This is a genomic window from Streptomyces sp. NPDC005393, assembly GCF_040606675.1.
GTDB lineage: Bacteria > Actinomycetota > Actinomycetes > Streptomycetales > Streptomycetaceae > Streptomyces.
The window spans coordinates 141,916-156,668 of sequence record NZ_JBEXFG010000009.1 but is presented as its reverse complement, the minus strand read 5'-3'; the positions used below and the strand labels follow the sequence as shown (position 1 = coordinate 156,668).

The window sequence follows — 14,753 nt, the reverse complement described above, 5'->3', positions numbered from 1 at the left end:
CGCTGGGACGCCGACCAGCCCAGCCGGCGAAGACCTCGGAGACTGTTCGATGAGTACACCCAGCGCCGTACCCGTCAGCCTGGCCGAGATCGCCCGGATCGCCGGCGTGGGGCGCGCCGCGGTGAGCAACTGGCGCCGCCGCCACACCTCGTTTCCCACCCGGATCGGCGGCACCGACGTGAGTCCGCAGTTCTCCCTGGCGGAGGTGGAGCAATGGCTGCGGGACAACGGCAAACTCAAGGACATCGGTGGTCGCGAGTTCCTCTGGCCGCGATTCGAGGCACTCGGCAGCAGAGACGAGTCGGGCTTGGCCGTCGCCGAGGCAGCCCGTCGGATGCGTTCTCCTCGCGCACGGGCCTCGCAGTCCGAACTCTCCGCGGACACCCGGAAGCTGGTGGGTGAGGCGGCGAAGCTGGGGCGAAGCGAGGGGCCACGCGAGACCTTTGAGTTCCTGCTGCAACGGTGGCTCGAAACGCATGTACGGCAGCTCAGCACCACGCCCCCGCAGCTCGCCGCCCTGATGACCCGGATCGCCCTCGCGGTCCGAATGGGCGAGGACGATGAGGGACTGACCGTCTTCGATCCGGCCTGCGGCACTGGGCATCTGCCTACCGCGGCGGCACAGGAATACGATGGTTCGGGCCTGGTGGTGCAGGCGTGTGAGCGGGATCCGGCTCTCGCCGCGCTGGCCTCCGCGCGGCTCGGATTCATCTCGGAGGACCGGCATGTCCGTTCGGAGATCGCTACGGCCGACGCGCTGCGCGAGGATCCGTTCGCCGGGGCGCGGGCCGACATCGCGCTCTGCAACCCGCCATTCAACGAACGCGACTGGGGCTACGAGGAACTCGCCACCGACCAGCGCTGGACCCACGGACTGCCACCGCGGACCGAGCCGGAACTCGCCTGGGTGCAGCACCTGCTCTCCCACCTCAGGCCCGGCGGGGCGGCTGTCGTCGTCCTTCCGCCCGCCGTCGCGTCGCGCAAGGCCGGCCGACGCATCCGGGGCTCCCTGCTGCGTACCGGCGTGCTCCGAGCAGTCGTGGCCCTGCCGCCCGGCAGCGCACAACCGCACAGCGTTTCACTGCAGTTGTGGGTCCTGCGAGCCGCTCCGGACAGCACCGTCGCCGCTCTCCCCAGCCACGACGCACTGCTCGTGGACGCCTCCCGGTTCGCGAAACCCGACGCGCGCGAGCCGGGACCCGACTGGGACGCTCTCGGCTCTTTCGTCCTCTCCGCCCTGGACGCCCTCGACCGCCCTGACGACAATCCGCCGGAGAACGCCATTCGTGTCTCTCTGCTCGATCTTCTGGACGACGAGGTGGACGTCACTCCGGGGCGCTACACCGCAGCGAGCGCGGAACCTTCCGGCCTCGAACTCGCTGCGTCCTGGAAGGAGTTGAGGACTCACCTGGCCGACCTGTCCGACCACGTGCAGTACCTGTCGGAACTCGGCCTCGAGGCCGAGACGCCGCAGACCACAGCCACGGTCGGAGACCTCGTCAAGGCCGGTGCCCTGACGTTGCGCGCCGGACAGCAACCGCCGGAGACCGCGGCCTCGCCCCGTCGGGCCGCCCTACCGCTGCTCACCGTCTCCGACCTGCTGATGGACGGCACTCCCAGCGGGCTGATCCCTGCCGACTCGGCACACGCCGTCGCCGAGGAAGGTGACGTCGTGATCGCCGGAGTCGTCCGGGCGTACAAGGCCTGGGTGCACGAAGGACCGCCGATGGCGCTGGGCCCCCAGCTCTACGTCTTGCGGGTGGACCCGCAGAAACTGGATGCCCACTTCCTCGCCGGCTGTCTGCGCGCCCCTGCGAACGGCCGCCAGGCAGGTACCCACGCCTCCAGTTCCTCCCGGGTCGACATCCGGCGTCTGCAGGTACTCCAACTCCCCTTGGAGGGGCAGGTGGCGTATGCCGAAACCTTCCGTCGCCTCACGGCTTTCGAGACTCTCCTCACCCGGGCTGACCGGCTGGGCAAGGGGTTGGTGAGCGACGTGGGCGATCGACTCGCCGCGGGTGGGCTGACCACCTGACGGCGTCACGGAGGTTCGGCCGCTGTTCGTGCCCCCTCGTCCGACCGAGATCCGGACCACTCACGGGCAGCCGCCCCACCAACGACAGCCAAGCCGCCATTCCTGCTGGTCACCCACGGTGCGACAGGTGTACTACCATGAGACCGAAGAATCTGATGGTCAGCTACTCGCCGAAGAAGCTTGGAATCTTCTGATGCCCGAGGTCTCCCCCCGGGTCGCGCTGACGCCCGCGGCCGCCGATCTGCTCCGTCGACTGCGGGCGGACCACGGCCCGCTGATGTTCCATCAGTCCGGCGGCTGCTGCGACGGCAGCGCGCCGATGTGCTATCCGCTGGGCGAGTTCCGTACCGGCGCGTCCGATGTGCTGCTCGGGGAGCTGGAGGTGGACGGGGTCGAGGAGCCGGTGGGCTTCTGGATGTCGGCCTCCCAGTTCGAGCGGTGGCGGCACACGCATCTGACGGTGGATGTGGTGCCGGGCCGGGGCAGCGGCTTCTCCCTGGAGGCGCCGGAGGGCGTGCGCTTCCTGATCCGCTCCCGCCTGATGGACGAGACGGGCTGAGCCACGCGCGCTGAACAGGGCCGGTGCGAGGGGGTGGTGAGGCCACCTCCTCGCGCCGTCAGCTGGCGTCGGCCAGGGCGAGGGTGTGGAGCCGCTCCGGGGGGCCGGGGCGGGCGTAGTACCAGCCCTGCGCCGTATCGCAGCCCAGCACCCGCAGATGCTCGGCCTGCACCGCCGTCTCCACGCCCTCCACCGTGACCGCCAGATCGAGCGTATGGGCGAGCGAGACGATCCCCTCGACGATCTTGACGTCCACGGGGTCGGCCGGTGCCCGCTGCATCCCGCGGGTGAAGGAGCGGTCCAGCTTGAGCGTGGAGACCGGCAGCCGGCGCAGATACGAGAGGTTGGAGTAGCCGGTGCCGAAGTCGTCGAGGGCGATGTCCACGCCCAGGTCGGCGAGTTGGCGCAGGGGGCGCAGGGCGTCCTCGTCGGCGCCGATGAGGTCGGTCTCGGTGACCTCCAGGCACAGGCCGCTGGGCGAGAGCCCGGAGTTCTCCAGCACGGCCACCGTGTCGGAGACCAGGGTGGGGTGGCTGAGCTGGCACGGCGAGAGGTTGACGTTGACGCGCAGCGGTTCGCCGTCGTCCTCGGCGGCGTCCAGCCAGTCGCGGGCCTGCCGTGCGGCCTGCTCCAGCACCCAGCGGCCGAGCGGCACGATCAGTCCGGTGTCCTCGGCGAGCGGGATGAACTGGTCGGGGCCGAGCACGCCGTGCACCGGGTGCAGCCAGCGTACGAGCGCCTCGGCGCCGCGTACGGTGCCGTCGGCGAGCCGTACCAGCGGCTGGTACTCGATGAAGAACTCGCCCTTCTCCAGGGCGGAGGGCAGCCCGTTGGTGAGGCTGTGGCGGGCGATCACCCGGGCGTTGGAGTCGGCGTCGGCGAGCTCGTAGCGGTTGCCGCCCGCGGCCTTGGCCCGGTACATGGTGATGTCGGCGCTGCGCAGCACCTCGGCCCGGCCGATCTCCCCGGCCCGCCCGTCGACGACGCCGATGCTGGCCCGTACCTGGAGCTCACCGCCCTCGACCCGGACGGGCTCGGCGAGCGCGGCGAGCATCCGGCGGGCCAGCGCGGTGCCGTCGCTCTGCGCCGAGACGCCGGTGACCAGGGCCAGGAACTCATCGCCGCCGACGCGGGCGATCAGCTCGTCCGGCGAGGTCACGCACTTCCCCAGCCGGTCGGCGACGGCCTTGAGCATCCGGTCGCCGGCGGCGTGCCCGAGGCTGTCGTTGACGGCCTTGAAGCCGTCGAGGTCCAGATAGCACACGCCGAACCGCTCGGCGTCGGCGTCGGCGGCGAGCACCTGGTCGAGGCGTTCCAGGAACAGGGCGCGGTTGGGCAGTCCGGTCAGTTCGTCGTGGGTGGCCTCGTAGCGCAGCCGCTCCTGGAGCAGCCGGTGCTCGGTGATGTCCTCGGCGAGGGCGAGCTGGTACTGGGGGGCGCCCGTGGAGTCGCGAAGCAAAGTGACCGTCAGATTGGTCCACAGCACGCTGCCGTCGTCGCGGTAGTGCGGCTTCTCGATGCGGAAGTGGTCGCGTTCGCCGGTGACCAGCTCGCGGTAGAGCTCATGGGCGCCGGGGACGTCGTCGGGGTGGACGAACTCGGTGACGTTGCGCCCGGGGCGGAAGAAGTCCGCACCGCCGAACATCCGGGCCAAGGCGTCGTTGACGACGAGCACTTCGCCGTCGAGCCCCGCGATGCCGACGCCGATGACCGCGCCCTCGAACACCGCCTGGAACTTGGCCTCGCTCGTGTGCAGCGCCTTCTCGGCCTCGGTACGGGCGGCCAACGCCGCCCGGGAGATGGCCGCTTGCTCATCGCGCTCGCGTTCGCGCAGCTCACGGACGAAGCCGGCGGCGAGCGCATGCTGCAGCCGGGCACAGCGGGCGCGGCCCTCCTCCTCGCTCATCGGTTCCTCGGGCGGGCAGTGGAGCACCAGATACGCGTCGATGACGCCCAGGATGGCGGGGAGCGCGTCGGGTTCGGTGCACTGGGCGTCCACCAGCGCGGCCCCGACCTCGTAGGCGGCCGCGGTGTCGAAGGGGCGGCTGCGCAGCGCGGTGCCCAACCGGCGGGCCAGTGGCAGCAGATAGTCCTCGAACTCGTCGCGGGTCATTGTCGTGGCCGCGACGGGGTGGACGGCCCTGCTCCAGATGGCCGCGAACCGCCTGAGCCGGGCGTTCACGAGTTGGGCGGGGTCCGCGGCGGGGCCGCCCACGCCGTCGTCACGTCTCGGCCCGCTCGGTTCCGAGGTCATATCGCGCGCTCCGCGGGGCAGCCGCCATGGGCCGTCTCTCCACCGCCTGTGGCGTCGATGTCCTCCGGCCGCCAGTCCACGTCGTGCACTTCCTTCGCCCTCTTCCGGCTTCCGGGGCCGCCCTGGGGGTCGTCCGCGTCCTCGGGGAAGTGGAGCACGTCGAAGAGCACAGGGCAACCCGCTGCTGTGGCGAGATTACTGATCAACCGTTCGCTGAGGAAAGGAAGAACGGGAATCCATCGTCCGGATGGAGCCCGGGAGATGGTTGAAGCCGGGAGAAGCCGGGCACGTGCCGGTGGCGCGGGGCGCCCTGCGCCCACGGGGGCGAAAAACCGGACCTCGATTCGGTCCGTGCGGTGAATTGTCCGGAAATGGGTACTCCGAGCATGTACGAGGACGTACCCGGACGCACGGAGTGACCGCATGGCTCCACTAGGTGCCGCCCACGACCTGCTGCTGGACCGCTGTCTGACCCTCTTCTACAGCTTCGACGGCGTCGACGGCCGGGACGAGGCGGAGATACTGCGCCAGGCGATGGCCCAGGTCGGCGCGGTCGTACCGGGCCGCGCCGAGGCGGGCTATCTGCTGCTCGGCGGCGCCCTGGTCCGCTGCCCGCACGACGGCCTGCGGGCCACCGCCGCGCTCGACGCGCAGGTGAGGGGGCTGGCGGGCCGGGACGGGCCGGTGCGGTTTCCCCAGCGGGCCTGGGGGTGGGCGTTCGGGCTGCGCGAACCGGGCGGACCGCGCGCCCCGAGCGGGCTGCGCGGCGCCCTGGTGGTGAGCGCCCGCGACCGGCCGGGCGATGACGAGCGGTTTCTGCTGAGCGTGCTCGTACGGCAGACGTCCGCGGCGCTGTCCGCCGCCGCCGCGCACCGTCGCGAACGGGTCCAGGCCGTGGAGCTGCGCCGGGCGCGGGACGAGCAGGAGGCGATACGGCGGCGGCTGGACTCCTCGCTGACCGACCTCGGCCATCTGCGCGAGGTCCATGACGCCCTCGCCCATGCCGCCGCCCGCGGCGACGGCGAGGAGGGCATCGTCCGGGCGCTGCACCGGATCACCGGACTGCCGGCCGCGGCCGAGGACCGGTTCGGCAACCTCCGCGCCTGGGCGGGCCCCGGGCGCCCCGATCCGTACCCCAAACCCGATCCGGCGCACCGCGAGGAACTGCTGCGCGACGCCGCCCGCCGGCCGCGTCCGGTGCGGGTGAAGGACCGGCTGGTCGCGGTCGCCGATCCGCGCGGCGAGGTGCTGGGCGCGCTGTTCCTGGTGGACCCCGAGGGCCGGGCCGACGAGCGGGCCGTCCGCGCGCTGGACCAGGCCACGGCCTCCCTCGCGCTGGAGCTGGCGCATCTGCGCGAGCTGGCCGAGGTGGAGCTGCGGCTGCGGCGCGAGCTGGTCGACGATCTGCTCGCGGGCGCGGACGACCCGAGCGCGTACGCCCGCTCCGAGGCGGTCGGCCACGATCTGCACGGCCCGCACCATGTGATCGCGGCGTGCCGGCCGGACAGACCGGCGGACGACTCCTTCCTCCGGGCCGTCGGCCGGGCCGCCGCGAGCCTCGGCATGCGGGTCCTGCCGGCCCTCCGCGACGGTACGGCGGTCCTGGTCGCCCAGGGCGGGCCCGGCGAGCGGTCCCTGCACACCGCGCTGAGCCGGGAGATCGGCACGGACACCGGAGCGATCGGCGTGGGCGGCCGCTGCGACACCCCGCACGAGGTGCCCCGCTCCTACCAGGAGGCGCTGCAGGCGCTCGAAATACGCCGCCGCTCCCACACCGCGTACGGCATGACCTTCTTCGACGACCTCGGCCTCTACCGGATCCTGCGCACCGGTGAGGACCACCAGGAGGTCGAGCGGTTCCTCCACGAATGGCTGGGCCCGCTGCTGGACTACGACTCCACGCACCACACGGCCCTGGTGGAAACCCTCTGCCAGTACTTCGACCGCGGCGGCAACTACAGCGAGACGGCGGCGGCCCTCGTCATCCACCGCTCCACCCTGCGCTACCGGCTGCAGCGCATCCGTGAGATCAGCGGCAGCGATCTCACGGACGTGGACAGCAGGCTCAACCTCCATGTGGCCACCAGGATCTGGAAGCTCATGCGGAGCGGACCCGCATAGCGGAGGGCATCGCCGGGCGCGCATGGGCGCACCGCCGCGCCGGAGGTGCGGGCCGCCGCGCGGGAGGTGCGGGCCGCCGCCCCGGAGGCGCCGGCCACCACCCCGGAGGCGCCGGCCACCACCCCGGAGGCGCCGGCCACCACCCCAGAGGCGCCGGCCACCACCCCGGAGGCGCCGGCCACCACCCCGGAGATGCCGGCCACCACCCCAGAGGCGCCGGCCACCACCCCGGAGATGCCGGCCACCACCCCAGAGATGCCGGCCACCACCCGGAGGCGCCGGCCACCACCCGGAGGCGCCGGCCACCACTCCAGAGGCGCCGGCCACCACCCCGGAGGCGCCGGCCACCACCCCAGAGGCGCCGGCCACCACCCCAGAGGCGCCGGCCACCACCCCAGAGGCGCCGGCCACCACCCCAGAGGCGCCGGCCACCACCCCAGAGGCGCCGGCCACCACCCCAGAGATGCCGGCCACCGCGCAACGGCACGCCGGCCCGTCTCCGGTGGCGGCCGGGGACGGACCGGGGCCCTCAGCGGATGCCGAACTCCTTCAGCACCCGGCGCTGGCTCGCGGTCGGCTTGGCCGGGAAGTAGAGGTAGCAGACGCCGCCGGTGCCGGAGACCACCTTGCCGTCGGCGGTGTACCGCTTCGTCCGCAGCCAGATGTTCTCCCACTGCCGCCGCTTGTAGACATGGCGGACCGCCTCGTCGCTGGGCGAGGCCGGGTCGTTGGCGATGATGTCGCCGTCGGAGGTGAAACCAATGACGGTCATGAGATGGCCGGAGGTGCCGTACCCCGCCCCGTCCAGCTCCGTCTTGAGGAACGACTGCGAGGTGATCAGCGGAATGCCGGCGCTGATCAGCTTCTCGGCGTCGGTGAGCGATCCGAGCCGGGTGACCACACCCTGCAGATCGCGGTACGTGGCGGCGTAGGCGGCGTTGAACGGCCAGTTGCCGCAGCCCTCGTACTGGTAGTCAAAGGTGGCCCGGGCGGCGTGGCAGACCTGCGGATCGGCGTAGTCCGGGTTGACCCAGGCCAGATCCCCGGCGGTGGGCTTACGGCCCCAGTACTCGATGATCATCTGCGAGGAGGTGGGGCTGCACCACGCCTCGCCACCGTTGTCGTACTCCGGGTACTGCCCCTTGTGGATCTCCTGCGAGTAGCGCGGTACGACGAGTTCGCGCCCCCCGCTCAGGCTCGGCGTGGAGGCGGGCACCTCGAAGCGGTCGGGGACGTCCGAACCCATCGCGCCGACCCGCCACACCATGGGGGTGAGCGTGGAGCCGGGCGTGCGGTAGAGGGTCAGCCGCACCTGGTAGGAGACCAGCCGCAGCCCACTCGCGGGCTTGTCGATGGCGAAGGTGTCGGTCCACACCGAGCTCTTGTCGTCGCTCTGGCCGTCCACCGACGTGCGCCGGATGGAGGCGGCGCCGTCGTCGGACGCCCAGCGGCCCATCACATACCAGGGGGTCGCGGTGGAATCGGAGTACGTGCCCTTCAGCTCGGCCTGGATCCAGGTGCCGGCCGGGGTGCGGGCGTTCCAGGAGACGATGGCCTCGGTCGCCGGGACGGAGAGCTTCCGCGCCGGGGAGGTCCAGGTCGCGTACTCCCATGCGGCCTTGGTGCCGGTGTGCGGATCGGTGTAGTCCACGGTGCCGAGCGGGCGGGAGATCACGATGCCGGGGCGGGCGCCGGCCTCGGCGCGGACGCCCTTGGCGGCGCCGGTCCGCCATTCGGCGTGACTGCTCCAGCCGTGGTACTCCGCGACCGGGCCGGCCTTCTTGCCCGCCGGTTTCCCCGCCGCGGCCCCCGCCGGGGCCGCGGCCGGACGGGGCGTCCCGGAGGCCGCGACGGCGGTCGTGGACACGGCGGCCGCGCCCGCGACGCCAAGAGCGGCGGCGAGCACGGAGCGGCGAGGCGTGAATCCGGATCTGGTCATGCGGGGTTCCCCCAGTCGTCGTCCAGTCCAACGGGTCGGCGGGTGCGCGACAGTCGCACAACTATGCCGCCGCGAGTCGTCTCAGACCAGTGGTTCCCCGCCTGGCGCGGTCATCAATAGTGGTGTGGACCAGTGGAGTGAACGGGCCGCGGGAGCCGTAAGGTGGTCCGCGATGCAGACTTCGGACCCGGCCGGCCCCCTCGACGCCCTCGCCCGGCGGCTGCGCGCCCTGCCCCCCTCATGCGGTGCGGTCCGGCTCGTGGCCGTCGACGGGCACGCCGGCTCCGGGAAGACCACCTTCGCCGGGCGGCTGGCGGCGGCGCTCGGCGGCGCGCCCGTTCTGCACACGGACGACTTCGCCACCCATGAGGAGCTGTTCGGGTGGACCGGGCGGTTGCACGAGCACATCCTGGCCCCGCTCGCCCGGGGCGCCGCCGCCTGGTTCGCCCCGTACGACTGGGTGGAGCGCCGCTTCGCGGCGACGCGGCGGCGGCTCGACCCCGCCCCGGTCGTCCTGCTCGAAGGGGTGGGCAGCGGCCGCCGCGCGGTACGTCCGCATCTGGCCCATCTGGTGTGGATGGACCTGCCCGACCTCGCGTCCTGGCACCGTGGACAGCTGCGTGACGGACCGGAGCTGTCCGCATTCTGGGACGGCTGGCGGCCCGCCGAGCGCGCGCACTTCGCCGCCGACCCCTCGCGTCCATATGCCGGAACATTGGTGCTGGAGCGAAAGAAGGGGTACGAGTTGCTATCGGGGCCCGCGGCGGACGACGGAAACGCCCCTCGGCCTCACACAGCGTGATCCTGTGTGACCGGCCCGCTCGCACCCCCGCGCCGACGTGTGACGCGTGGCTCAACTCGGCTTGACCTGGGGGCCATACAGGTCTTACGTTCTCAATGTGTGACTCGTACGAGTCGCCCCACAACGCGAAGCCCCCGGTTGTTCCCCCGTGATCGGGGGCTTCGTCCTGTCTGTCGCCGCTTTTCGGGCGCTTTCCGCCGCCACCTCCTCACTCTGGGTGACCATGCGGCACCGGCCTTTCCGCGCCCCTTACACGCCCCCCGCGCACAACCGCCCGACCTTGTGTGATTGCGACGAACAACAGTGCGGCACCCTCGGCCGGTGCCGCCTGCGCAGGTAGGATGCGAGAGGGGCAGTCGCCCTTGCGGCATCCACGGGGGCAGGGGTTGTGGGGGACGTGATGGATTTCGGCACGCAGAGTTCGCACGCCCCGGCCGATCTCGCCTGGCTGCGGGCCGTCGACGCCTACACCATGGGCGCGTACGCGCAGGCCGAGGAGGAGTTCCGGGCCGCGGTGCGGCACGACCCCGGCATGGCCGACGCCTGGCTCGGACTGCACGCGCTGCGCGCCGACACCGCCACCGCGCTGCTGCGGATGTACCGGCACCGCGACCGCTTCGGCGAGCAGCGCGCCCGCCATCGCCGCACCCTCAACTCCTGGTACTGGCTGGGCTGGTGGGTCCAGCCGGTGCTGGAGACCAGCCGGGATCTGCTGCTCGCGCACGCCTCGCACTGGCTCGACGGCCGTCATGTCCCCGAGCTGGACCGGGCGCTGGCCGGCTGCCCGCCCGTGGAGGCGGACCCCCAGGCCCGCTTTCTGCACGCCTGCCGCGCCTATCTGGTCAAGGACTGGGAGCAGCTCGTGCGCCACACCGAGCCGCTGCTGGACGATGCCTTCCTCGGCATCGAGGCGGGGCTCTTCGGCGGAATGGCCCGGGTCCGGCTGGAGATGTACAGCCAGGCCGAACCGCTGCTCTCGGCCGCGTTGATGCGCTGTCGCAGCGAACAGCCCCAGCGCAAGGAGCTGCGGTACTGGCTCGCCCGCGCGCATGAGGGCACCGGGCGCAGCGCCGCCGCGCACCCCCTCTACCGCGCGGTGCACCGTATCGACCCCACCTTCATGGACACCTCGGCGCGGCTCGCGGCGATAGCGGAGTCCGACGGTCTGGACGAGACCGCGGATCTTGCCGCCGTCACCTTAGCCGGGGTCGGCAGTCAGGACGCCACGGACGGCCGGGACACCACCGCCATCGACCCCGCCGACCCGCTGTCCGCCCCCGATCCGGCCGACAGCCGCGATCCGCGGCCCGCCGCCGAAGGCCCCGACGGCCCACGCTTCATCGGCCCCGCCGTGGTCGGCGCGGGCGGGACGCGCGAGCGGGCCGGCCTCTCCTCCCAGCCCGGCCCCTCCGACCCCGTCCTGCTGGAGAGCGCCCTGCAGGAGCTGGAGCGCATGGTCGGCCTGGAGCCCGTCAAACGGCAGGTGCGGGCGCTGTCGGCGCAGCTCCATATGGCGCGGCTGCGTGCAGGCCAGGGCCTCCCGGTCCAGCCGCCCAAGCGGCACTTCGTCTTCTCCGGCCCCTCCGGCACCGGCAAGACCACCGTGGCCCGCATCCTCGGCCGCGTCTTCTACGCCCTCGGGCTCCTCGGCGGCGACCATCTGGTCGAGGCCGGGCGCGCCGATCTGGTCGGCGAGTACCTCGGCCAGACGGCGGTCAAGGCCAATGAGCTCATCGACTCGGCGCTCGGCGGGGTGCTCTTCGTCGACGAGGCGTACAGCCTGTCCAACTCCGGCTACAGCAAGGGCGACGCCTACGGCGACGAGGCGCTCCAGGTCCTCCTCAAACGTGCCGAGGACAACCGCGACCGGCTCGTCGTCATCCTCGCCGGCTACCCCGAGGGCATGGACCGGCTGCTCGCCGCCAACCCCGGCCTCGGCTCCCGCTTCACCACCCGCGTGGACTTCCCCAGCTACCGCCCGCTCGAACTCACCCGCATCGGGCAAGTACTGGCCGCGGAGAACGGCGATGTGTGGGACGAGGAGGCCCTGGAGGAGCTGCGGAGCATCAGCGGCCATGTGGTGGACCAGGGCTGGATCGACGAGCTGGGGAACGGGCGGTTTCTGCGCACGCTGTACGAGAAGAGCTGCGCGTACCGGGATCTGCGGCTGTCCGGCTGGACGGGGACGCCGACCCGTGACGACCTCGCCACCCTGCGGCTGCCGGATCTGATGCAGGCGTACGGGGAGGTCCTGTCCGGTCGCGGCCCCATGTACCGCGATCCCCAGGACCCCCCGCTGGCGTAGGCCCTGTCCCCTACCGCGCGACCATCGCCCGCTCATCCGCCGACGCCGACGACGACGCCGACGCCGACGCCGGCATGGACGCGGCCGCCGACTCACCGCGCGGCTCGCTCACCCGCCCGCGGCCCTCGTCCCGGTGGGCGGGGTCGCGCACCTCGCCGACCAGCATCTCCAGGACGTCCTCCAGGGCCACAAGCCCCAGCACCTTCCCGGACGCGTCGGCGACGGCGGCCAGATGGGAGGCGGCGCGCCGCATCACCGTGAGGGCGTCGTCCAGCGGCAGCTCGGCCCGTAGGGTCTCGATCGGCCGCCAGACCCGCTGCGGTACGGCCCGCTCGGGGGACTCCAGGTCCAGGACGTCCTTCACATGCAGATAGCCCATGAAGGCGCCGACGGGCCCCCGCACCGGGAAGCGCGAGTAGCCGGTCCGTACCGTCAGCTCCTCGATCTGCCGCGGCGTGACCGAGGGGTCGACGGTGACCAGCCCCGCCGGGTCCAGGAGCACATCCGTGATCGGGCGGCTGCCGAGCTCCAGGGCGTCGGCCAGCCGCTCGTGCTCGCCGGGGTCGAGCAGCCCGGCCTGGTGGGAGTCCTCGACCAGATGGGTCAGCTGCTCACTGGTGAAGACGGCCTCGACCTCGTCCTTGGGCTCGACGCGGAACAGCCGCAGCACCAGCCGGGCGCAGGCCCCGAGCAGCGCGGTGACCGGCCGGCACAGCCGGGCGAAGGCGACAAGGCCGGGGCCGAGCCACAGCGCGGTCTTCGCCGGCGCCGCCATGGCCAGGTTCTTCGGCACCATCTCGCCGATGACCAGGTGCAGACAGACGACGAAGGCGAGCGCGATGACGTAGCCGAGGGGGTGGACCAGCTGCTCGGGCAGCTGGACGGCGTGGAAGACCGGCTCCAGCAAATGGGCGATGGTCGGCTCGGCGACCGCACCGAGGGTCAGCGAGCAGACGGTGATGCCGAACTGCGCGGCCGCCATCATCTGCGGCAGGTTCTCCAGGCCCGTGAGGACCGTACGGGCGCGCCCCGAGCCCTCGGCCGCGCGCGGCTCGATCTGGCTGCGGCGCACCGAGACGAGGGCGAACTCGGCGCCCACGAAGAAGCCGTTGGCGAGGACCAACAGCGCGGCGAAGAGAAGCTGTACGACACTCATCGCCCAGCCCCCTTCCCGGCAGCGATCGCACCATCGGCCCCGGCACCGGCACCGGCACCGACACCGACACCGACACCGGCACCGGCATCGGCATCGGCACCCGTCTGCGTACCCGGCGTACCCGCCTTGCTCCGGACGATGCGTACCAGCTCCGCCCGATGGTGGCCGACCTGCCGGACGGCCAGCTTCCAGCCGGGCAGCTCGGCGGTGTCACCGGGGGCGGGGATCCGCTCCAGCAGATCGGCGACGAGTCCGGCCACGGTCTCGTACGGCCCGTCGGGCGCCTCCAGGCCGATACGGCGCAGCGTGTCGACGCGGCAGCTGCCGTCGGCGTCCCAGGCGGGGCTGCCGTCGTCGGTGACGGTCGGCCCCAGATCGGGCGTGTCGGCGGTCGCGTCGTCGTGTTCGTCGCGGACCTCGCCGACCAGCTCCTCCACGATGTCCTCCAGCGTGACGACGCCCGCCGTGCCCCCGTACTCGTCGACGACAACGGCTATCGGCTGCTCGTTGCGCAGCCGCTCCAGCAGCGGCTGGACGGGCAGCGTCTCGGGGACCAGCAGCGGGGGCCGGGCGATCCGCACGACGGGGGTGCGCAGCCGGTCCTCGGAGGGCACCGCGAGGGCGTCCTTGAGGTGCACCATCCCGATGACCTCGTCGAGCCGGTCGCGGTAGACGGGGAAGCGGGACAGCCCGGTGGCGCGGGTGAGGTTGAGAACATCCACGGCGGTCGCCGAGGACTGGAGCGCGCTGACCCGCACCCGGGGGGTCATCACATGCTGGGCGGTCAGCTCGCCGAGCGAGAGGGTCCGGACGAACAGATCGGCGGTGTCCTGCTCGATCGCGCCGGCCAGCGCCGAGTGGCGGGCGAGCGAGACCAGCTCACCGGGGGTACGGGCGGAGGCCAGCTCCTCGGTGGGCTCGACGCCCAGCGCCCGCACCAGCCGGTTGGCGACGGTGTTGAGCAGGGCGATCACGGGCCGGAAGAAGCGGGCGAAGGCGTACTGCGGGCCGGCGACGAAGCGGGCGACCTGCAGCGGCCGGGAGATCGCCCAGTTCTTCGGCACGAGCTCGCCGATGACCATCTGGACGGCGGATGCCACCAGCATGCCGAGGACGACGGCGACGCCGGAGACGGCACCGTGCGGCAGCCCGACCGCTTCCAGCGGCGCGATCAGCAGATGGCCGAGCGCGGGCTCGGCGAGCATGCCGACGACCAGCGAGGTGATGGTGATGCCGAGCTGGGTGCCGGAGAGCTGGAAGGACAGCTCGCGCAGCGCGTCGACGACGGTACGGGCGCGCCGGTCGCCCTCGTCGGCCGCGCGCTCGGCGTCCGGTCGCTCGACGGTGACCAGGCCGAATTCGGCGGCCACGAAGAAGCCGTTGGCGAGGATGAGGACGAGTGCCGCGGAGAGCAGCAGGAGGGACAGGGTGGTGCTCATGCCGCCGCCTTGAGGTCGGCGGCGGCGCAGGTACTACAGGACGATCCGTCCATCTGCGGAGGGAGTCACTCCTCGGGTCGCAGGGGAGCCCGCCGGCTGCGCGCGCGGCGCGCGGGCAGGTTGAAGGCGGGGTGGGGCACCGT

Annotated in this window: 10 protein-coding genes; 5 read left to right on the top strand and 5 right to left on the bottom strand. The window is 72.4% G+C overall.

Annotated elements, in window-relative coordinates; translation table 11 throughout:
* Nucleotides 1–49 precede the first annotated feature (49 nt).
* Both ABZS71_RS11570 and ABZS71_RS11565 read left to right on the top strand, forming a co-directional pair.
* Nucleotides 50–2,035, top strand: coding sequence for an N-6 DNA methylase (locus ABZS71_RS11570; protein ID WP_356209024.1), 1,986 nt, complete (start codon nt 50–52; stop codon nt 2,033–2,035).
* A gap of 193 nt (nt 2,036–2,228) precedes the next feature.
* The gene (locus tag ABZS71_RS11565; RefSeq protein WP_355852607.1) at nt 2,229–2,594 is read left to right on the top strand and encodes a DUF779 domain-containing protein; all 366 of its coding nucleotides are present in this window, start codon (nt 2,229–2,231) and stop codon (nt 2,592–2,594) included.
* A gap of 58 nt (nt 2,595–2,652) precedes the next feature.
* On the opposite strand, the gene ABZS71_RS11560 is transcribed toward ABZS71_RS11565, so the two are convergent.
* The gene (locus ABZS71_RS11560) at nt 2,653–4,848 is read right to left on the bottom strand and encodes an EAL domain-containing protein (protein ID WP_355852610.1); all 2,196 of its coding nucleotides are present in this window, start codon (nt 4,846–4,848) and stop codon (nt 2,653–2,655) included.
* A complete protein-coding gene (locus ABZS71_RS11555; protein ID WP_356209022.1) occupies nt 4,845–5,018 on the bottom strand; it encodes a hypothetical protein in 174 nt (57 codons plus the stop codon). The genes ABZS71_RS11560 and ABZS71_RS11555 overlap by 4 nt, the downstream gene beginning before the upstream one ends.
* Before the next feature lie 253 nt (nt 5,019–5,271).
* Here ABZS71_RS11555 and ABZS71_RS11550 point away from each other — a divergent pair, with 253 nt between their 5' ends.
* Nucleotides 5,272–6,969 carry a helix-turn-helix domain-containing protein gene (locus tag ABZS71_RS11550; RefSeq protein ID WP_356209020.1) on the top strand — a complete coding sequence of 566 codons (1,698 nt, stop codon included), beginning with the start codon at nt 5,272–5,274 and terminating at the stop codon, nt 6,967–6,969.
* Between the two features lie 529 nt (nt 6,970–7,498).
* Here the strand turns inward: ABZS71_RS11550 and ABZS71_RS11545 are convergent.
* The gene (locus ABZS71_RS11545) at nt 7,499–8,908 is read right to left on the bottom strand and encodes a peptidase C39 family protein (protein WP_356209018.1); all 1,410 of its coding nucleotides are present in this window, start codon (nt 8,906–8,908) and stop codon (nt 7,499–7,501) included.
* A 172-nt stretch (nt 8,909–9,080) separates the two neighbouring features.
* Between ABZS71_RS11545 and ABZS71_RS11540 the strand changes: the two genes are divergently transcribed.
* Together ABZS71_RS11540 and ABZS71_RS11535 are read left to right on the top strand one after the other, a co-directional pair.
* Nucleotides 9,081–9,710, top strand: a complete 630-nt coding sequence (locus tag ABZS71_RS11540; protein WP_356209017.1) for a hypothetical protein — start codon at nt 9,081–9,083, stop codon at nt 9,708–9,710.
* Nucleotides 9,711–10,110: 400 nt separating this feature from the next.
* Nucleotides 10,111–12,015, top strand: a complete 1,905-nt coding sequence (locus ABZS71_RS11535) for an AAA family ATPase (RefSeq protein ID WP_356209016.1) — start codon at nt 10,111–10,113, stop codon at nt 12,013–12,015.
* Between the two features lie 10 nt (nt 12,016–12,025).
* Here ABZS71_RS11535 and ABZS71_RS11530 read toward each other — a convergent pair whose 3' ends face one another.
* The gene (locus tag ABZS71_RS11530; RefSeq protein ID WP_356209015.1) at nt 12,026–13,171 is read right to left on the bottom strand and encodes a hemolysin family protein; all 1,146 of its coding nucleotides are present in this window, start codon (nt 13,169–13,171) and stop codon (nt 12,026–12,028) included.
* Nucleotides 13,168–14,610, bottom strand: coding sequence for a hemolysin family protein (locus ABZS71_RS11525; RefSeq protein ID WP_356209014.1), 1,443 nt, complete (start codon nt 14,608–14,610; stop codon nt 13,168–13,170). The genes ABZS71_RS11530 and ABZS71_RS11525 overlap by 4 nt, the downstream gene beginning before the upstream one ends.
* Nucleotides 14,611–14,753: the final 143 nt, after the last annotated feature.